Annotated in this window: 19 protein-coding genes, 1 pseudogene and 1 riboswitch; of the genes and pseudogenes, 5 read left to right on the forward strand and 15 right to left on the reverse strand. The window is 70.2% G+C overall.

From position 1 onward, the window contains the following. Window positions 1-4 precede the first annotated feature (4 nt). Complete coding sequence (locus HH310_RS35580) at window positions 5-409, reverse strand: roadblock/LC7 domain-containing protein (RefSeq protein WP_169180137.1); 405 nt, start codon at window positions 407-409, stop codon at window positions 5-7. Further along, window positions 406-3258 carry a nitrate- and nitrite sensing domain-containing protein gene (locus tag HH310_RS35585; protein WP_169180138.1) on the reverse strand — a complete coding sequence of 951 codons (2853 nt, stop codon included), beginning with the start codon at window positions 3256-3258 and terminating at the stop codon, window positions 406-408. The genes HH310_RS35580 and HH310_RS35585 overlap by 4 nt, the downstream gene beginning before the upstream one ends. A 434-nt stretch (window positions 3259-3692) precedes the next feature. Between HH310_RS35585 and HH310_RS35590 the strand changes: the two genes are divergently transcribed. The 4 genes from HH310_RS35590 (at window position 3693) to HH310_RS35605 (ending at window position 7455) form a co-directional block, all read left to right on the forward strand. Then, a complete protein-coding gene (locus HH310_RS35590) occupies window positions 3693-4853 on the forward strand; it encodes an ABC transporter substrate-binding protein (protein ID WP_312034541.1) in 1161 nt (386 codons plus the stop codon). Next, window positions 4850-5599 carry an ABC transporter ATP-binding protein gene (locus HH310_RS35595; RefSeq protein WP_169180139.1) on the forward strand — a complete coding sequence of 250 codons (750 nt, stop codon included), beginning with the start codon at window positions 4850-4852 and terminating at the stop codon, window positions 5597-5599. Before HH310_RS35590 ends, HH310_RS35595 begins: the two co-directional genes overlap by 4 nt. A 126-nt stretch (window positions 5600-5725) precedes the next feature. Next, window positions 5726-6907 carry a hypothetical protein gene (locus tag HH310_RS35600; RefSeq protein ID WP_169180140.1) on the forward strand — a complete coding sequence of 394 codons (1182 nt, stop codon included), beginning with the start codon at window positions 5726-5728 and terminating at the stop codon, window positions 6905-6907. A gap of 113 nt (window positions 6908-7020) precedes the next feature. Next, complete coding sequence (locus HH310_RS35605) at window positions 7021-7455, forward strand: ribonuclease domain-containing protein (RefSeq protein ID WP_169180141.1); 435 nt, start codon at window positions 7021-7023, stop codon at window positions 7453-7455. On the opposite strand, the gene thiC is transcribed toward HH310_RS35605, so the two are convergent. The 9 genes and pseudogenes from thiC to HH310_RS35650 form a co-directional block, all read right to left on the reverse strand. Then, entirely contained in the window at window positions 7443-8981 is a 1539-nt protein-coding gene (gene thiC, locus HH310_RS35610) for a phosphomethylpyrimidine synthase ThiC (protein WP_169180142.1), read from the reverse strand. The two genes, HH310_RS35605 and thiC, sit on opposite strands and share 13 nt — an antisense overlap. A gap of 75 nt (window positions 8982-9056) precedes the next feature. Continuing rightward, complete coding sequence (thiD, locus tag HH310_RS35615) at window positions 9057-9818, reverse strand: bifunctional hydroxymethylpyrimidine kinase/phosphomethylpyrimidine kinase (protein WP_169180143.1); 762 nt, start codon at window positions 9816-9818, stop codon at window positions 9057-9059. Then, a complete protein-coding gene (locus HH310_RS35620) occupies window positions 9815-10435 on the reverse strand; it encodes a thiamine phosphate synthase (RefSeq protein ID WP_169180144.1) in 621 nt (206 codons plus the stop codon). Before HH310_RS35620 ends, thiD begins: the two co-directional genes overlap by 4 nt. Continuing rightward, window positions 10429-11169, reverse strand: a complete 741-nt coding sequence (locus HH310_RS35625; protein ID WP_169180145.1) for a thiazole synthase — start codon at window positions 11167-11169, stop codon at window positions 10429-10431. The genes HH310_RS35620 and HH310_RS35625 overlap by 7 nt, the downstream gene beginning before the upstream one ends. A 1-nt stretch (window position 11170) precedes the next feature. Further along, window positions 11171-11371: a sulfur carrier protein ThiS gene (thiS, locus tag HH310_RS35630; RefSeq protein ID WP_169180146.1), complete on the reverse strand. Its 201-nt coding sequence runs from the start codon at window positions 11369-11371 to the stop codon at window positions 11171-11173. After that, on the reverse strand, window positions 11371-12381 hold the full coding sequence (gene thiO, locus HH310_RS35635) for a glycine oxidase ThiO (RefSeq protein WP_312034542.1): 1011 nt from the start codon (window positions 12379-12381) through the stop codon (window positions 11371-11373). Before thiO ends, thiS begins: the two co-directional genes overlap by 1 nt. Before the next feature lie 122 nt (window positions 12382-12503). Then, window positions 12504-13061: pseudogene (locus HH310_RS35640) on the reverse strand (thiamine phosphate synthase); the annotation flags it as partial. Window positions 13062-13066: 5 nt separating this feature from the next. Then, window positions 13067-13178, reverse strand: a riboswitch (TPP riboswitch). A 79-nt stretch (window positions 13179-13257) separates the two neighbouring features. Next, complete coding sequence (locus tag HH310_RS35645) at window positions 13258-14904, reverse strand: ABC-F family ATP-binding cassette domain-containing protein (RefSeq protein ID WP_169180147.1); 1647 nt, start codon at window positions 14902-14904, stop codon at window positions 13258-13260. Window positions 14905-14924: 20 nt separating this feature from the next. Further along, a complete protein-coding gene (locus HH310_RS35650) occupies window positions 14925-15551 on the reverse strand; it encodes a class I SAM-dependent methyltransferase (protein WP_169180148.1) in 627 nt (208 codons plus the stop codon). A gap of 101 nt (window positions 15552-15652) precedes the next feature. On the opposite strand from HH310_RS35650, the gene HH310_RS35655 reads away from it, so the two are divergent. Further along, complete coding sequence (locus HH310_RS35655; RefSeq protein ID WP_169180149.1) at window positions 15653-16378, forward strand: hypothetical protein; 726 nt, start codon at window positions 15653-15655, stop codon at window positions 16376-16378. Here HH310_RS35655 and truA read toward each other — a convergent pair. From truA to rpsD, 4 genes are all read right to left on the reverse strand, one after another. Beyond that, window positions 16367-17179, reverse strand: coding sequence for a tRNA pseudouridine(38-40) synthase TruA (gene truA / locus HH310_RS35660; RefSeq protein WP_169180150.1), 813 nt, complete (start codon window positions 17177-17179; stop codon window positions 16367-16369). The genes HH310_RS35655 and truA overlap by 12 nt on opposite strands. A gap of 63 nt (window positions 17180-17242) precedes the next feature. Continuing rightward, the gene (rplQ, locus tag HH310_RS35665; protein WP_169180151.1) at window positions 17243-17824 is read right to left on the reverse strand and encodes a 50S ribosomal protein L17; all 582 of its coding nucleotides are present in this window, start codon (window positions 17822-17824) and stop codon (window positions 17243-17245) included. A 36-nt stretch (window positions 17825-17860) separates the two neighbouring features. Next, window positions 17861-18883 carry a DNA-directed RNA polymerase subunit alpha gene (locus HH310_RS35670; protein ID WP_169180152.1) on the reverse strand — a complete coding sequence of 341 codons (1023 nt, stop codon included), beginning with the start codon at window positions 18881-18883 and terminating at the stop codon, window positions 17861-17863. 84 nt (window positions 18884-18967) lie between these two features. Further along, window positions 18968-19594 (reverse strand): 30S ribosomal protein S4, encoded by a 627-nt coding sequence (rpsD, locus tag HH310_RS35675; RefSeq protein ID WP_169180153.1) that lies wholly within the window; start codon window positions 19592-19594, stop codon window positions 18968-18970. Between the last annotated feature and the right edge of the window lie 8 nt (window positions 19595-19602).

Raw genomic sequence — 19602 nt, forward strand, 5'->3', positions numbered from 1 at the left:
ACGCTTAGCTGACCGCTTCACGCGGCGCGGGCGTCAGAGCCGCTCCCACTCGTTCCACCAGCAGGGCCATCTCGTAGCCGACCTGGCCCACGTCGCAGCTGCGGGCGGCCAGCACGGCCATCGACGAGCCGTCGCTGACCGACATCAGGAACAGGTATCCGCTGTCCATCTCGATGATCGTCTGCTGCACGGCGCCCGCGTGGAACATCCGGGACGCACCGTCGGTAAGGCTGACCACACCGGACGCGATCGCCGCGAGCTGGTCCGCCCGGTCCGTGGGCAGATCACGCGACGACGCCAGCAGCAGCCCGTCCGCCGACACCGCCACGACGTGCGCGATGCCGGCGACGCTGTTGGCGAAATTGTTGAGTAGCCAGCCCATGTCCTGCATGGTCGGGGGCCTGGTCACTGTTCGTTCTCCTTAGCCTGGAAGGCGGCGGTTTCGGCAATGCCGTCCGTACGCCCTCGTTGCACACCCCGGTGGTACGCGGACAGGAGTCCTTTGACCTCGTCGGGGCTGCGACGGTTCTGGTTGCGCGGCTCGGCCTGCACTCCGCCGGGCACGAGCTGCGCTTGGGGGACGCGCTTGGGAAGACCGGAACGTGTGGTGCCGGCGTCGACCGGTTCTGCCGCCGCCATCGCTCGTTGCCACCCCTCGTCGGCCGCTGTCTTCCATCGATCCTCAGCCGCGGCCCGCGGTTTGGGGACCGTTGGCGACGCTCCATTGTGCCCGTTTCCGGTCGGCGCCGGCGCCGGGGTCGCGGCCACCGGAGCGGGTGCGGCCGGCGGTGGCAAAACAGGCGCGGACGGTGAGGCCGACGCGGCGTTCGGCGGTGGCGCGTAACCGGCGGTCGGCATGCCCCATTCCTCGGGGCTCATACCGTCGTGGTTCTTGAACCAGCTCTGCTGCATCTGCACGAAGATCGGGGCGTCCGCCCGTTCTTCGGTCTGCGGGGCCACCGGCGGCGGCGGGGCCGGCACCGGCGGCATCGCGGCCAGGGCCGCGCCCCAACCGTTATTTTCCGAGGTGGGAGCAACCGCGGCGGGAGCAGCCGCGGCCGGGGCGACCCCGCTGGGAGCGGCCACCGCCGGCCGGGCCGCCCGGCTGGGCAGCGGCGGCCGGTTCGGGGTCGGCGTCACGTCCGGGTCCGGGATCGTCGTCGGCGGCCGCTGCGACGGGAACATCGGCAGCTGCGGGTGCGCCGGCGCGGGCAGCGTCGCGGTGGCCGCCCGGGACGGCGTCGCGTCCCACCCGGCCGAACTCAACGGCGGCGGTACCGGCACCGACGGTCCGGGCATCGACACCTGGCCGCGCCCGCTGGGCATCACCACGATGGTGCCGGGCAACGTCACCTGGGCGATCGTGCCGCCCTCCAGGTTGGCCCGCAGCTCGACCCGGATCCCGTACCGCGAGGCCAGCCGGCCCACCACGGCGAGACCCATCAGCCGGAACGCGGCCACGTCGACGCCGGGCGGTTCGGCCAGCCGCCGGTTCAGCTGGTCCATCTGCTCCTCGGACATGCCGAGGCCGCGGTCCTCCACCTGGATCACCACGTAGTCGCGGATCCGCCGGGCCTCGGCGACCACGATCGTGGTCGGCGGGGAGAACCGGGTGGCGTTGTCGAGCAGCTCGGCCGCGAGCCGCACCACGTCGTTGACGGCCAGCGCCGAGACTTCGATGTCCGAGTCGACGGTGCCGAACTCGATCCGGTTGTAGAGCTCCACCTCGGACTGCGCCGCCCGCAACGCGTCGATCAGCAGCGCGTCCTCCCGACGCGGCGGGCTGGAGTCGGCGCCCGCGAGGACCAGCAGGTTCTCGTCGTTGCGGCGCATCCGGGTGGCGAGGTGGTCGAGCTCGAAGAGCCGGGCCAGCCGTTTCGGGTCCTCCTCGGTGCGCTCGATCAGGTCGAGCTCGCCGATCATCCGGTCCACCAGCGACTGACTGCGCCGGGCCAGGTTGAGGAACATCGCCGAGACACTGGTACGCAGCGCGGCCTGTTCCGCCGCGATCCGGACCGCTTCCTGGTGGACCACGTTGAACGCCTGCGCCACCTGGCCGATCTCGTCCCGGTTGTCCAGCCGGATCGGATCACGGACCGAGTCGACGATGTAGTCGACACCGCCCTCGCCCAGGTTGCGGACGTCGCGCAGCCGCGCCACCGCGTCCGGCAGGTCCCGGTTCGCCACCGCCAGCGCACCCTCGCGCAGACGCCGCAGCGACATGTTGAGCGTGCGGGCAAGCAGCACCGCGAGTGCGATCGCGATCGCCAGCACGAGCAGGACCAGCGTCGTCTCGATCGCGGCCTGGCGCATCACGCCGTCGCGGTCGTCCGCGGCGCTCTTGATGTTCTGGGCCTCCATCTGCTGTTCGGCCCAGCGCATCAGGTCAACGACCGCACCCAGCGACTGGGTGATATCACTGGGCGCGACCGCGGTTCCCCGGTTCAGCTCGTTGGCGACCCGGTCGGCGAGGTTCACCGCGTCGCCGGTGACCACGCTGTCGACCATCTGCCGCTGGCCGCTCGGGGCGAACGCCTCGAAGGAGAGCAGCGCCTCCTGCTGGCTGGTCTGCGCGGCGATGAACGCGGTGCGCTGCTCGGGGCTGAGGTCGTTGGAGACCCGCGCCGCGTACGCGATCGCCTCCAGCTCGGCGGCACCGGCCTTGGCCTCGGCGAACGCACCGGCCGCGCGCAGGCTGTCGCCGGTCGGGCCGTCGCCGGCGAACTGGCTGACCACCTGGCCGTAGCCGACCAGGTCGGTGATCACCACGCCGTACCGGGAGACCGCCTCGGCGACCGCGATGTTCTGCCGCTTGGCCACCTGGCCGCGAGTGAGGTTCAGCGAGTTCAGGTGGTCGTCGATCTGCCGCAGCCGGGCATCCACGGTGGACGGGATCTTTTCCAGGCTGCCCCGGTGCTCGTGGTACACGCCGGCCTGCGCGTCGGTGGCCTTGACCGCCCGGTCGTACGCCTCCGGCGGCACCGCCGAGTCGGACAGGTACGCGGCCGCGGACATCCGCTCGGCCTGCAGCAATTGGGTCAGCGCGCTGACGTCGGCCCCGAGCCGGGTCAGATCCTCCACCTGTCCGGCCGTGGTGGCACGTTGCCCGACGTCGATCAGCCGTACGCCGGCCAGACCGATGACGGCGGCGATGGGTACCAGCAGGATCAACGCCAGCTTGGCGCGGATCCGGACGTCGCGAAGGCGAGGGAAGACACCACCACGGCGCGCCACCTGGGTCGACGATCCGGTGCTCACGACTTCTCCTCCGTGGGGATCACCCCCGCATGCGCGGGGATCAGGGCCTCTCCTCGCCTGCGGACAGTCTGCGGCCTCGGAATTTCATCAGAACGAACATCCTTTTGGGAAGTCCGGAAACTCCCGGTTACAAAGTTGGCGTCCGACTGCAATTTGCTTTTCCAATCCACACTCAACATTGCTACCGCTTTGACGTGCACGAATATGTCAACGACCACGACCGGTGACCATACGGCTACGGAACACTGCATGGATTCCAACCATTATGTGGGATGGCCGTCCCGCGCCATCGATGAGGGCCCGGCTTGACCAGGGGCCTTCACGTTGGCAAGGTTTGGCGCGATCCAACGGACACATTGTCCGTGTCGGCGTGGCCCACGGCACACATCGTTGCTGCCGCAACCCCGTCTTTCCGCCCCCGAGGAGGCTCCGCAGTGCGGTTCCCCCGCCCCGCCACGGCATCCGTCATAGCCTCGATACTGCTTGTCGCCGGAATGGCCGGCTGCAGCTCGGACGACGAGGATTCGAACGGCGACAACACCATCGTCATCGGCGCCGACCTCAATAGCGGTGCCACCGACACCGCCTACTACCGCGCCCTGCAGTTACGAATCGAGCAGGTCAACGAATCCGGCCAACTGGGCGACCGCAAGCTCGCACTGCGCACCCTGGACAACCACGCCGATCCGACCGCCTCGCTGCGCAACATCACCGCGTTCGCCGACGACCCGGCCGTCGCCGCGGTGATCGCCGGCTCTTGCGACGCGTGCGTCGTGGACGCCGCCAAGACGATCAGCGACAAGCGGATCCCGACGATCGCGCTAGCCGCCTCGGACAACGTGACCGACCCGGTCGCCGATCGGCACTACGTCTTCAAGCTGGGGCCGAACTCGACCGACGACGCGGCCGCCCTGGTCACCGAACTGAGCCGGCAGCGCGTCCGCGACGTGGGCCTGCTGGTCGACGACAGCCTGTCCGGCCGGGACAGCAGCAACGCCCTGCAACTCGGCCTGCAGAAGGCCAAGATCAACGTCAAGGTGTCCCGTACGATCAAGGCGGGCGCCGAGGATGTCAGCGACGCGGTGTCCGGTCTGACCGCCGCGAACCCGGCCGCGATGGTCGTGCTGACCGGCGCGGAGCAGGCCTCGCTGGCGGCGCAGACGTTCCGCAACGTCGGGTTCGACGGGAAGCTGTTCTTCGGCGCGGTGGCCGCGGGCGACCTGTTCATCCCGCCCGCCGCGGCCGCCGCCACGAACAACTCGACCATGATCTTCACGCAGATCCTGGCGATCGACGACGTGGTCGCGACGACGCCCGCCAAGGCCTCCCGCAAACAATGGTTCCGCGACTACACGTCGCGGTACGGCACCTACTCCGGCGTCGCGTCGTTCGCCGCGGACGCCACCGATCTGATCGCCGGCGCGGTGGCCCGGGCCGGCGGCAACCGCGACCGGATCCGCGACATCCTGGAGACGTCGCAGGTGGACGGTCTGTCCGGACCGATCCGGCTCACCCCCGACAACCACTCCGGCCTGATGCCGCAGGCACTCACGCTGCTGGTGGCGCGGGCCGGCCGCTGGAGGCTGGCGTCATGATCAAACTGACCCGGGTGGGCCGATCGTTCAGCAGCCGGGAAGGCACCGTCGAGGCGTTGCGCGACGTCAGCCTCGAGGTCGCCGACGGCGAGTTCGTGGCCGTCGTGGGCCGCTCCGGCTGCGGCAAGTCCACGTTGCTCCGCCTGATCGCCGGACTGCTCCCGCCCACCGCGGGCGAGGTCGAGGTCGAGGGCGAGGTGGTCCGCAAGCCGCGCCGGGACGTCGCGATGATGTTCCAGCGCCCCGCGCTGCTGCCGTGGCGATCGGTGCTCGACAACGTGCTGCTGCCGGTGCAGATCTTCGGGTGGCGCCGGGCGGAGTACCGCGAACGGGCGAATCAGCTGCTCGAGCTCACCGGCCTGACCGGTTTCGAGAAGCGGCTGCCGCACGAGCTCTCCGGTGGCATGCAGCAGCGGGTGGCGCTCTGCCGCGCGCTGATCGGCAAGCCGCGGGTGATGCTGATGGACGAGCCGTTCTCCGCATTGGACCCGCTGATCCGCGAGGAGCTGTCGGTCGAGCTGCAGCGCATCCACATGGAGCAGGAGGCGACCACCGTGTTCGTCACCCACTCCATCGACGAGGCCGTGCTGCTCGCCGACCGCGTCGTGGTGCTGAGCCCGCGTCCCGGCCGGGTCCGGGAGATCATCGAGGTCCGGATCCCGCGTCCGCGCACGCTCGGCCGCACCGCGCACACGGACGAGGTCGCACGGTGCAGCGCCGAGCTGCATGACCTCTTGATGGCCTGAGCCATCACTGTCCGTACACGAGTATAAAAATCAAGATCGATCGGATGAGGCAGCGGATTTTGGGCTGTCTTAAGATTCGAGCCTCGAAGTTGAGCGCTTCCGGAAGGCTGACGTAACGTGCCTGGCATGGCATTTCGGACCAGGGCCAAACTGTCGGGCGTCGCGTTCGGCGCGGCCGTACTAGCCGCCGCCGGCCAGCTTGGACTGGCGTACGGCCTCGGCATTCTGCACCTGAACCGTGTCGTCGACGTCACTGCGCGTGATCAATGGACCGCCCAGCTGGCCTGGGTCGCCTGGATCACGATGATCGCGGCGGCGGTCGGCGGCATGGCCGGACGAGTCCACCTCCCCCGCCGCTCCGGCGCCGGCACCCGCATCGTCGCGGCGTTCCTGGCCGGCCTCGGCGCGGCCGCGGTGATCCCGCTGACCATGCAGCCGGCCCGCGGTGCGAGCGTCGCCGGCGTGCGCCCGGTTCTCGTCATCGGCATCTGCGCCGCTCTCAGCGCGATCGTCGGCATCGGCGCGGCGTACGCGGCGCTGAGCCGTCCGGTGGCCCGATGGAACCTGGTCACGATCGGCGTGGCGATCTGGGTCATCGCGATCGCGTCGGTCGGCGAGTCGTTCGCGCCGGGCAAGCCCGCCGCGTCGGCTCGCCTGGGTGTCTTCGACGCGTCCTTCCTGGACAGTTCGATCACCGACCGGACGGCGCTGTTCACGATGCCCGCGCTCGCGCTGGTCTGCGGTCTGATCATCGGCCTGGTCGCGCGCGGCCGCGGGCTGTCCACCCTGTCCATCGCACTGTCCGGCCTGGCCGGCCCGGCCCTGCTCACCCTGGCCTACCTGGTCGCCGGCCCGGGCGACACCGACTATCAGACGGTGCCGTACTGGGCCGCGATGACCGCGTCCGGTGCCGGGGTGCTCGGTTCGGTGCTCGCCGCGGTCCTGCGCCGGGCACCCGGCACCAGCGTGCCGCCGGTGCGGCCCGAGCCGGGAAACCCGTCCGCGCCGCAACGGCCGCCGCTGCCGAAGCGCGACGCGCAGCCCGACTCGGCGATCGCCCAGGCCGCCTCGACCGCCGCCCAGCGCACACCGGAAGAGCTGCGCCCGTCCGACACCGGCGTGCTGAACATGCCGCCGTTCGACGGCTTCACCCCGTCGCCGGGCCGCCCGGAGCCGCAGCCGATCAGCCCGCCACTGCCCCATCCGCGTCCGACCGGCCCGCCGCCGGTCGCGCCCCCGCCGGTGGGCCGGGGGCGGAACGACGGCGAATTCGTCGATTGGGTGAGCGGTCTGGGCCCCAACAATTGAGGGCGAGAGTTAAGCATAGACGAACGCCAATGAAATGATCCGTCGGGGATGTACCGCTTCCTCCCCGGGACACCGACGATGAGGGCACCGAACCCCCATTGAGGAGTCCGATCATGACAAGCAACCGGCAACCCCGGATCCGGCGGTTCCTCGCCGCCGTCGCCATGGTCTTCGCGCTGTCCGGCACCGCTCTCGTGGTGCCGGCCGTGGTGGCGCCGACCCACACCGACGCGGCCCACGCAGCGGTCGTGAACAGCTGCACCATCTCCCGCTGCTCGGCGGCCCGCACGGCCCGCACCGGCTGGAGCTCGCTCGGCTGGCCGCTGAGCGCCAACTGGTATGCGTGGCCGTACGGGCAGTACAACTACACCGGCGGCACGTTCCAGAACCGCGAGGGCTACCTGCCCAAGAACGCGACCTACAACGAGTACGACGTCTACTCCCGCGCCCGCGGCGCCGCCCGCGACGCGTACCGGATCGTGGTGAACCGGTCCACCAAGGAGACCTGGTTCACGCCCGACCACTACGTGACGTTCTACAAGCTCTGATCGTCGCGACCCGAACCGAGCGGAACGTACACCTTTGATCCACCGGCCACGAACTCCGAGGACTTCGCCGCCATGCCGGCCGCCCGGAGTTCGTGGCTGATCCGCATCGAACAGAATTTCGGCCCGCACATCGAGCAGAAATGCGCGGTCTTCGCGGGCGCCGCCGGCAGTGTTTCGTCGTGATAGGCCCGCGCGGTCTCCGGGTCGAGGGCCAGCTCGAACTGGTCCTCCCAGCGGAACTCGAACCGGGCCTTGGACAGCGCGTCGTCCCATTCCTGCGCGCCCGGGTGCCCCTTCGCGAGGTCGGCAGCGTGTGCCGCGATCTTGTAGGCGATCATCCCGGCCTTCACGTCGTCCTTGCCGGGCAGGCCGAGGTGCTCCTTCGGCGTCACGTAGCAGAGCATCGCGGTGCCGAACATGCCGATCATCGCGGCGCCGATGGCCGAGGTGATGTGGTCGTACGCCGGCGCGATGTCCGTGGTCAGCGGCCCGAGCGTGTAGAACGGCGCGCCGTCGCAGAGCTCGACCTGCAGGTCCACGTTTTCCTTGATCTTGTGCATCGGCACGTGGCCCGGCCCCTCGACCATCACCTGGACGTCGTACTCCCAGGCCCGGTGCGTCAGCTCGCCGAGCGTGCGCAGCTCCGCGAACTGAGCTTCGTCGTTGGCGTCCGCGATCGACCCGGGCCGCAGCCCGTCGCCCAGCGAGAACGTGATGTCATATTCCGCAAATATCCGGCACAGCTCGTCGAAGTGCGTGTAGAGGAAGTTCTCCTCGTGATACGCCAGACACCAGGCGGCCATGATCGACCCGCCACGCGACACGATCCCGGTGACCCGTTCGGCGGCCAGCGGCACGTAGGACAGCAACACTCCGGCGTGGATGGTCATGTAGTCGACGCCTTGCGCGGCCTGCTCCAGCACGGTGTCCCGGAAGATCTCCCAGGTCAGCTTCAGCGGGTCGCCCTTGACCTTCTCCAACGCCTGGTAGATCGGCACGGTCCCGATCGGCACCGGCGAGTTCCGGATGATCGACTCGCGGGTCTCGTGGATCCGCGGCCCGGTGGACAGGTCCATCACCGTGTCCGCACCCCAGCGTGTCGCCCAGGTCAGCTTCTCCACCTCCTCGGCCACCGACGAGGTCACCGCGGACGTGCCGATGTTCGCGTTGACCTTCACCAGGAACTTCGACCCGATCACCATCGGCTCGGACTCGGGGTGGTTGTGGTTGACCGGCAGCACCGCCCGGCCCGCGGCGATCTCGGCACGGATCACCGACGGCTCGACACCCTCGCGGATCGCGGCGAACTCCATCTCCGGCGTCACGATCCCGGCCCGCGCCGACGCGAGCTGCGTCCTCCCGGACACCCACGGCTTGCGCAGCGGGGGCAGGCCCACCGCCGGGTCGCTGCCCGGACCCGACGTGTCGTACAGCCGCACCGGTTCGTTGTCGTCGCTCAGTTCGACCGACGAGAACGGCACCCGGATGTCCGGCCGCGACCCCTCGACGTACACCTTGCGCCTCATGACTTTCCTCCCCTATCGGTACAAAACCGGCGTCATCCGGGCGCACGGATTGCCGTACGCCGCAGTTGCCGGAGCTCAGTGCCGGACGAAATGATTCAGCGGACCGGGCCCGGCACCCAGCCGCCATTCGCGCCCACCGGTCAAGGCCGCGGTCACGTAACGCTTTGCCGTCCGCACCGCCACCGGCATGGCATCACCGAACGCCAGCCGGGTCGCGATCGCCGACGAATACGTGCATCCAGAACCGTGATTGTTCGCGGTCGCCACCGGCTCGCCGCGCAGCATTTCGGTGACGCCGTCGTGGTGCAGCACATCCAGCGCCAGCTCGCTGCCGGTCACCACCACCGCCGTCGATTCCGAGGCGAGCCGTTCGGCCGCCGAAACCATTTCCTCGGCCGTCTCCACATCGCTTCCCACGAGGGCGCCGGCTTCCTGCCGGTTCGGCGTCACAATTGCCGCGTACGCGATGAGGGGCCGGACCGAAGCAACGTTCGACAACCGGGCCCCGGATGAGGCGACCATCACCGGATCCACCACCAGGTTCGGCAATCGGCCAGTTCGCGCGGCTATCAGAGCGGCCACTTCCGGATCGCCGATCATGCCCACTTTGACCGCGGCCACCGGCAGGTCCGCCAGCACCGCGTCGAGTTGAGCGGCGACGAGGTCCGCCGGAACCGGATGAATGGCGGTCACGCCAAGCGTGTTCTGCGCGGTGATCGCCGTGATAACCGACGCGCCGTACGCCCCGAGCGCCGCGAACGTCTTCAGATCCGCTTGAATGCCGGCCCCGCCCCCCGAATCGGACCCGGCGATGGTGAGCACCACGGGCGGCGTCATCGCACACTCACCGCCGCCTCGAATGCTTCGGCGAGGACCGAGGCCGTCCATTCCGGATCGAGCGCCCGCATGAGTCCGCCCATCACCGCGATACCGGCGGCTCCGGCCCGCGCGCATTCCGCGGCCCGTGCCTCCGAGTCGATCCCGGCGAGCGCCAGCCAGTGCGAGTCCCCGGCCAGCGCCGCGGCACCGTCCGGCCCGAGAGCGGGCCCATATCCCGGCTTGCTCTCGGTCAGATAGATCGGCGACAACGTGACATAAGAGGTGTGGGGACCAGCGCCCGCGTTCCGCACGGCCGACGCGTCCGCATTCCCCACGGTCTCCGCGTGCCGGGAGCGGCCCACCAGCGTGACCGGCACGGACGGCAGCGGATCCGACTCGGCCAGGTGCACCGCGTCGCCGCCCAGCGGGTCCGGACCGGCCACGATCAGCCGTCCGGGCGGCACCACGGCTCGCAGTTCGTCGGCGAGGGCGCGCCTCGAGGCGTACGGGAGATCCCGCTCGCGCAGAATGACCCACCCGGCGCCGCCGCGGACCGCGGCCTCGACCACCCCGACCAACGGCCCGGCGGCGGACCGCCGATCGGTGAGCACGACGAGCCCGCCCGGCCTCACCATTGCGCGAGCCCGTCGTCCGATGTGGACGCCAGGGCATGGAAGCGACGCGGGATCCGGCCCGCCTCGTACGCCAGCCGGCCGGCGTCCACCGCGTGCCGCATCGCCGACGCCATCCGCACCGGATCGTCGGCCCGGGTGATCGCGCTGGCGATCAGCACCGCGTCGCAGCCCAGTTCCATGGCGAGCGCCGCGTCCGACGCGGTCCCGATGCCCGCGTCGAGTACCACCGGCACGTCCACGAGCTGCCGGATCAACCGGATGTGGTGCGGGTTGGAGATACCCAGCCCGGATCCGATCGGCGATCCGGCCGGCATCACCGCCACACATCCCAGATCGGCCAGGCGGCGGGCCAGGATCGGGTCGTCGGTCGTGTACGGCAGCACCTGGAACCCGTCCGCGACCAGCGTCTCCGCCGCCCGCAGCAGCTCCGGGCCGTCCGGCAGCAGGGTCCGCTCGTCGCCGATCACCTCGAGCTTGACCAGGTCCGTCTCGAACGCGTCCCGAGCCATCTGGGCGGTCTTCACGGCGTCCGCGGCGGTGAAGCAGCCCGCGGTGTTCGGCAGCACGCGCACACCCAGCCGGTCGAGCATCGGCAACAGCCCCGGACCGGCCGCGTCGACCCGGCGCAACGCCACCGTGACCAGGTCAGTTCCGGACGCGACGATCGACTCCTCGAGCACCGCGAGGCTGGTCGCCCCGCCGGTTCCCATGATCAGCCGAGATTCGAACTTCATCTCACCCTCCCTGGGTCGCGGTGAGCACCTCGACGGTGTCGCCGTCGGCGAGCTGCTCGGTCGCCCACGTCGAGCGCGGCACCACGGTGCCGTTCACCGCCACCGCGACGCCGCGACGGGCCGTGGTGAGCGTGTCGACGAGTGCTTCCACGGACAGTTCCCGGTCCGCGTCCCAGCCCCGCCCGTTGACCGTCAACCGCATCAGAACCTCCTCGGCGAGAAGTCGGTGAGCATCGGATCCTCGGCACCGGCCACCAGCCCGGCGATGAGATCCGCGGTGATCGGCGCCAGCAGTACGCCGTTGCGATGGTGTCCGGCGGCCACGATCACCCGGCCGTCGTCGTCCAGCCGCCCGAGCAGCGGCGCGTTGTCCGGGGTGCCCGGCCGGTGCCCGACGCTCGTCTCGGCGAGGGTGCATTCGGCCAGGTCGGGGACGAGTTCGAGGGCGGCGCGCAGCAGCTCGTGCACGCCGCCGGCGGTGACCGCGTGGTCGGTCCGTTCCTCCTGGGTGGCGCCGATCACGATCTCGCCGTCGGCGCGCGGCACGATGTACACGTGGCGACCGTCCACGGTGGCCCGCAGGATGTGCCGGATCAGGCCCGGTTCGCCGCGTAGTCGCAGGATTTGTCCCTTGACCGGCCGGACCGGCAGCCCGGTGACCGCGGCCGTCCCGCAGCCCGCCGCTACGACCACCGTCTCCGCGCCAACCTCCTCCACTTTGTCCACTTTTTTCGTGACAATGTGGGTGGAGAGTTGCTCGCGCAGAGCGGCCACCACCCGGCGAGGATCGACCTGACGCTCCCCCGGCGCGAAGACCCCGGTCCGCACGCGAGGCGATAACGCCGGTTCCCGTTCGCGCAGCTCGGACGGCCGTAACAGGGGAAGCTTCTGCCGGGTCCAGACGCGGGCCGCCTCGGCGACGTCGTCCGCGGTCATCGCCACGCTCAGCGTTCCCGAGTCGTCATAGCCCACCTCGACACCGAGCGCCTCGGCGAACGACGGCCACCGCTGCGCCGATCGCTCCAGCAGGCGCCCGAGCGCCGGGTGCTCGAACGCCGACTCGCCGCCGGGCGCCAGCATCCCGGCCGCGACCTGCCAGGCCCCGGGCTCGCCGCCATCCAGGACGGTGACCTCCACCCCGTCGCGCATCAACCGCCAGGCAATAGACAGCCCGACGATTCCGGCCCCGACCACAGCCACATTCCGGCTCACCGCGCACCCCCGTCGTGCCGCGCGCTGGAAGCCGGGCTCGCCGCCGGATCCGCGGAAGCGTCCGGCGCGGAAGACGCCGGGGACAAGGCGGAAGTGGGGCTGCGATCAACGCCGGGATCCGCCAGCGCCGCCAGAAACGCCCTGGTAGCACCCGCCGGATCGGCCGCGATCGCGGAAACCGCCGCCACTCCGTACGTCTTCAGCGACAACGTCCGCTCCGGCGTCACCCCACCGATCGCGATGACCGGCGTCTCCGGAACCGCCGCCGCGATCACCGCCAGCCGGGCCGGCCCGAGCGGCGCCGGCAGCCCGGCCTTTGTGGACGTCTCAAACGCCGGACCGGCCCCGATGTACGACGCACCGTCGGCCACCGCAGCCCGCGCGGCTTCCGGGGTCCGGCAGGTGGCCCCCAACACGGCCGCGGGTCCCAACACTCGGCGGGCCGCCGCCACCGGCAGATCCTCCGCGCCGACATGCACCCCGTCGGCCCCCGCCGCCAGCGCCACTCCGACCCGGTCATCAACCAGGCACAATGCCCCCGCCGACCGGCACACTTCCAGCGCGGCGACCGTCAGCTCGTACGCAAGCCGGTCTGAGGTTTTGACCCTGATCTGGATGGCGACCGGCCCATGCCCGACGCTCCCCCGAACAACGTCCAGCGAGTCGGTCACGATGTGCAGACGTGGCAACAACGAACGCTCCTCCCTGCGCCGGCATGATCCGGATCAGGTTCGACGGTCGAGGGCCGCGTCAGCCCCCCTCTCAGCCCGGTGCACCGGACTCCCGTGGGTCCTTCCAACCGCCCCGCCCGCCACCCAAAAGCGGACTGAAGGCTGTCGGCCTGGTTCGGACCGTAATCGCCCGAGCGCGAAATAGCTAGCGCACGTCCCACACCGGCGTCGGCGTCTCGACCACCTCGCCGTCGCTCTGGAACAGCACGTACCGGTCGAAGGACCGGGTGAACCAGCGATCGTGCGTGACGGCTATCACGGTCCCGTCGAACTGCCGCAGCCCCTCTTCGAGCGCCTCCGCCGACGCCAGGTCCAGGTTGTCCGTCGGTTCGTCCAGCAGCAGAACGGTCGCACCGGACAGTTCGAGCAGCAGCACCAGGAACCGCGCCTGCTGCCCACCGGACAGCGTGCCGAACCGCTGGTCGCCCTGTGCCGACAGCTCGTACCGGCTGAGCGCCTTCATCGCCCCGGCCCGATCCATGCCGTTTCGATGGTCGTCGCCGCGCCACAGAATTTCCACGAGCGTGCGGTCCAGCAGTTCCGGCCGGTCATGTGTCTGCGAGAAATGCCCGGGCCGCACCCGCGCACCGAGCCGCGCCACTCCGGAATGCGCCACATGCGACAGCGGCGCCCCGTCCACCGGTTTGTTCTCGGCCGACGGATCGCTGCCCCCGGCCGCCAGTAACCGCAGGAAATGCGATTTCCCGGTCCCGTTGGCGCCGAGCACCGCCACCCGATCCCCGTACCAGACCTCCAGATCGAACGGGAACGTCAGATCCTCCATCTCGAGGCTCTCGCAAATCACCGCGCGCTTGCCCGTCCGCCCACCGCGAAGATTCATCCGCACCGATTGCTCTTTCGGCGGCAACGGCGGCGGCCCGGCCTCCTCGAACTTGCGCAACCGGGTCTGCGCGGCCTGATATCGCGAGGCCAGGCCGTCGTTGTACATCGCCTTCTGTTTCAGCGAAAGCACCAGGTCACGCAGCTTTTGATGTTCCTCGTCCCAGCGCCGCCGGTTTTCCTCGAGACGCTCGTGGCGATGCACCCGGGCCTCGTGCCAGGACGCGAATCCGCCCGGATGGGTCCAGGCGCTGCCGCCTTCCACGGCGACCACCCGATCGGCCGTCTGGGCCAGCAATTCCCGGTCGTGCGAAACGTAGAGCACCGATTTCGCCGACTCGCGCAGCCGCGTTTCCAGCCAGCGTTTGGCCGGCACGTCGAGGAAGTTGTCCGGCTCGTCCAGCAGCAGCACCTCGTCGGAGCCGCGCAAGAGCAAATCGAGTGCGAATCGCTTCTGCTGACCACCGGAAAGCGTACGGACGGGCCGGTCTTTTACGTCGTCCCACGTCTTGTCCAGGATGGACACGGCAACGGTGTCGAAAAGGACCTCGGCGTCATAGCCGCCGGCCTCACCCCAAAGACCCAGGGCGTTCGCGTACGCCAATTGACTGCGCTCCTGGTCATCAAGCGATTCCGCCGCGCGGCTCACCCGCTCCCACGCCGCGCGCAGACTCGGCTCGACCAGCGACAGGGCGAGGTCGAACAGCGTCCGGTCGTCGCCGATCATGCCGATGAACTGGCGCATCACGCCCAGCCCGCCGGAGCGCGCGACGGCACCGGTCTGCATCGGCAGGTCGCCCGCCACCATCCGCAGCAGCGTGGTCTTGCCCGCGCCGTTGGGGCCGACCAGGGCCACCTTGGCGCCCTCCCCGACCCGGAACGACACGTCGGCGAACAGCTCCCGGCCGTCGGGCAGCACGAAACCGGCGCCGGCGACATCCACGTACCCCATGGCCTGCATCTTCCCGGCTGTCAGGCCGGTTGCGCACTCCGTTTTCCGCTGACCCGCAGCACCCGGAAGCCTTTTTGGCTGGCCACCCGCCCGACCTCGAAGCCCCGCTCGACCAGCCAGGCGTGCAGCGAGTCGCCGCCGAGATTCTTGTTGATCACCAGCCAGGCCACCCCGTCCGGGGCGAGACGGCTCAGCCAGCGGTCCAGCATCGCGCGCAGCTCGGCCTTGCCCACGTGGGTCGGCGGGTTGCTCCAGATCTGGTCGAAGACCACGCCGTCCGGCACCTCGTCCGGGCTCGCCACCCGCACCCGGTCCGCCATCCCCAGCGCGGCGACGTTCGAAACGGTCAGCTCGCGCGCCCGCGCGTTCACGTCGACGGCGTAGACGAGCGCGCGCGGCGCCTCCCGGGCCAGCACGCAGGTGATCGGGCCGTAGCCGCAGCCGAGGTCGAGAAACACCCCGGCGCTCGTCGCCTCGGGCAGGCCGGCCTTGCGCAGGAGCACCGCGGTCCCCGGATCCAGCCGGCCGGCCGAGAACACGCCGGACGCCACGGCCAGCTTGTACTCCTCGCCGGCCACGGTGAACTCGATCTCGCCACGCTGGTCGGGCGAGGCCGGTTCGGCGCTGAAGTAATGTTCCGCGGTCATCGTCCCAGTCTGCCGCCGGCCCGCCCCAACGCGGCAACCGGGGTGTCGCGCCGCACACCATGTGCGGCCATCGATCACCGTGCGCTCCTAACGTGAAATGCATGCTGTACGGGACACCGAGCCGCGCCGCTCATCGGGCGACCGACGACGGCCTCGGCCAGCTGATCCGCGGCGGCCTGCACCGTCAGCCGGCCCGCATCGCGATCGAGCCGGAACGCGCCGCGGACCGGTTGGTCCGGGGCCTGGCCGGGATGATCGTGCTGGGCGTGGCCGTGATGATCGGCTTTCTGGCGGTGGGTGACGAGACCCGCGGCGCACCGATCACCACGCCGGCAGCCGCCGACCAGCCGTTGACGCTCGGTGACGTCTTCCCCGAGCCGGAAAGCGTGCCGGGCACGGACTACCGCATCGTCGTCAAGCACATCGACGCGGACTGCGCCAGCGCCACCGTCGGGCGGCTGAGCGCGATGCTCGCCGCGTACGGGTGTGACCAGGTGGTCCGGGCCGCGCTGAACGCGCCCCGCGGCGACTATCAGGTGACCGCCGGAATCTTCACGCTGCTCGACGCGGCCGCCGCCGACCGGGCCGCCGCCGGCGTGCGTGACCTGGTGGAGACCGGGGACGGCGGCTTCTCGTCCATGGTGGGCGGGCTGGTCGGCCAGACGGCCTGGCACGCCCGGGGGCCCTACCTGCTGTATTGCGTGGTCACCCGGCCGGGTGGCGGGCTGGTGACGCCGGACGACCCGGAGGCCGCGCGCATCACCGCCGAGATCGTCGACGGCTACCTGAGCGAGTCGGTGCTGGCCCGGCGCGGCTCAAGCGCGTAGCCGGCGGGTGGCCTCGGCCCGGGTAGCGTATTCGTCCTGCGCCGGATAGCCCACCGCGACCAGCGTCAGCCCGTGTGCCGGGGCGACGGTCACCTCGCTGGAGCGTTCCCGCATGGTGAGCAGGGTGGCCGGCCATTCCGGGGTACGGCGTCCGTCGCCGACCGCGAGCATCGCCCCGACCAGGCTGCGCACCATCGACTGGCAGAACGCGTCGGCCTGCACGGTCGCCACGCAGATCCCGTCCGGGTCGCGCCGCCAGTCCAGCCGCGTGATGGCCCGGACCGTGGTCGCGTGTTCCTTGCGCTTGCAGTAGGCGGCGTAGTCGTGCTCGCCGAGCAGCCCGGCCGCGGCCGCGTTGAGCAGCTCCAGGTCGAGCGGCCGCACCCAGCCCAGGGTGTCGTGGCGGCGCAGCGGCTCCGGACCCCACGGGGTGTCCGCCACCCGGTACTCGTAGCGCCGGAAGGTGGCCGAGAAGCGCGCGTCGAAGGTCGCGGGAACCTCGGTGACGGCCCGCACCCGCGCGTCCGGCGGCATCAACGCGGCCAACCGGCGCAGCAGCGACGCGCGCAACTGCTCCCACGCCTCCGCGGGCAGGTCGACGTGGCACACCTGACCGGTCGCGTGCACGCCCGCGTCGGTGCGCCCGGCCACCGTGAGCCCGAGCGGAGTGTCCGCGCCGACGAGCCTTGTGAACGCCTCGGTCAGCACCCCGGCCACGGTCCGTCGCGCCGGCTGCGCGGCCCACCCGGAGAAGTCGGCGCCGTCGTACGACACGTCCAGCCGCAAGCGGACGGTGTCCATCCCGTACCCCCAAAAGGAGAGCCCGGCACCCTGTGAAGGGTGCCGGGCTCGAAAAAGCCGAACTCAGGCCTTGGCCTCGTCGGTGTCGTCACCCTTCTCGGCCTTCGGCGCCTCGTCGGAAGCCGGCGTCTCGTCGTCGGCCGGCGGCTCCTCCGCCGCGAGCTCCTCCCGCGTCGGCAGCAGGCCGACCTCGGGCTCGTCCGGAGCCAGCGCCTCCACCTTGTCCTGCTGCGAGACGGCCTTGCGGGCCGCCCGCTTCGCCGGACGCGCGGTGGTGGCCGCGATCTGCAGCTCCTCGACCAGCTCGATGACGGCCATCGGAGCCGAGTCGCCGCGACGCGGGACGGTCTTGGTGATCCGGGTGTAGCCACCCTCACGGTTCGTGAACCGGGGAGCGATCTGCTCGAACAAGGTGTAGACGACGTCCTTGTCCCGCACGACGGTCAGAACCCGGCGACGAGCGTGCAGGTCGCCGCGCTTGGCCTTCGTGATGAGCTGCTCAGCCAAGGGGCGCAGCCGCTTGGCCTTGGTCTCGGTGGTCTTGATCTTCCCGTGCCGGAAAAGCTCGGTGGCCAGGTTGGCCAGGATGAGCTTCTCGTGCGCCGGGCTGCCGCCGAGGCGGGGACCCTTGGTGGGCGTGGGCATTTCTCGATGCTCCTTGGTTGGGGACCGCTGCGGGGCTTAGAGCTGCTCGGTCTCGCGGTAGTCGTCGGTGTCGTAGTCCACGTCGCCGAACGAGTCCACGACGTGCGCCGGGTCGAACGAAGGAGCGCTGTCCTTCAGGCCCAGCCCCATTCCGGCGAGCTTCATCTTGACCTCGTCGATCGACTTCTGGCCGAAGTTCCGGATGTCCAGAAGGTCAGCCTCCGTACGCCCTATCAACTCGCCCACGCTGTTGATGCCCTCGCGCTTGAGGCAGTTGTACGAACGGACGGTGAGGTCCAGCTCCTCGATCGGCAGGGCCAGATCGGCGGCGAGCTGCGCGTCCTGCGGGGACGGCCCGATGTCGATGCCCTCGGCGGTCTCGTCCAGTTCCCGGCAGAGGCCGAACAGCTCGACCAGGGTCGAACCGGCCGACGCCAGCGCGGTGCGGGGCGAGATGGACGCCTTCGACTCGACGTCGATGATCAGGCGGTCGAAGTCGGTGCGCTGCTCGACGCGGGTCGCCTCGACGCGGTAGGTCACCTTCATGACCGGCGAGTAGATCGAGTCGACCGGGATGCGGCCGATCTCGGCGCCGGCGTTCTTGTTCTGCGCCGCCGTGACGTAGCCACGGCCCCGCTCGACGGTGAGCTCCATGTCGAGCCGGCCCTTGCTGTTGAGCGTGGCCAGCTTCAGGTCGGGGTTGTGCACGGACACGCCGGCCGGGGGCTGGATGTCACCGGCGGTGACGTCGCCCGGGCCCTGCTTGCGCAGGTACATGCTGACCGGCTCGTCGTGCTCGGAGCTGACGGTGAGCTCCTTGACGTTCATGACGAGCTCGACCACGTCCTCCTTGACACCGGGGATGGTGGTGAACTCGTGCAGGACGCCGTCGATCTTGATGCTGGTGACCGCCGCGCCCGGGATGGACGACAGCAGGGTACGCCGCAGCGAGTTGCCGAGGGTGTACCCGAAACCCGGCTCCAGAGGCTCGATGGTGAACCGGGAGCGGGTCTCGCTGAGCGTCTCCTCCGAGAGGGACGGCCGCTGGCTGATGAGCACGCGATTCTCTTTTCTGTCTGGCCACCCGCTATTTGATGGCCGTCGGGCGTCCGGCGCCCCCCAGGAGGCGCCGGACGATGGTGCTTACTTCGAGTAAAGCTCGACGATCAGCTGCTCCTGGACCTGCGTGTCGATGACGGCGCGGGTCGGGAGCGTGTGCACGAGGATCTTCATCTCGGCCGGGATCGGCTCGAGCCACGCGGGCACCGGCCGGGAACCGGCCTGCGCCTGCGCGACGACGAAGGGGGTCATCTCCTTCGACTTCTCCCGGGTCGTCACGATGTCGTGCTCCTTGACCCGGTACGAGGGGATGTCCACCTTCACGCCGTTGACCAGGAAGTGGCCGTGCTTGACCAGCTGCCGGGCCATGTCGCGGGACTGCGCGAGGCCGGCCCGGTAGACGACGTTGTCGAGACGGGACTCGAGGATCTGCAGCAGCACCTCACCGGTCTTGCCGGGCTTGGTGACAGCCTCCTCGTAGTAACCGCGGAACTGCTTCTCCAGCACGCCGTACACGCGACGGGCCTTCTGCTTCTCGCGGTGCTGGAGCAGGTACTCGGTCTCCTTGGTCCGGCCACGGCCGTGCTGGCCGGGCGGGAAGGGACGCGACTCGAACGGGCACTTCGGCCCGTCGCACTTGCTGCCCTTGAGGAACAGCTTCATCTTCTCGCGGCGGCAGCGCTTGCAGTCCGCACCTGTGTAACGAGCCATTGCTTCTG

It is taken from the genome of Actinoplanes sp. TBRC 11911 (assembly GCF_012933445.1).
Lineage (GTDB): Bacteria > Actinomycetota > Actinomycetes > Mycobacteriales > Micromonosporaceae > Actinoplanes.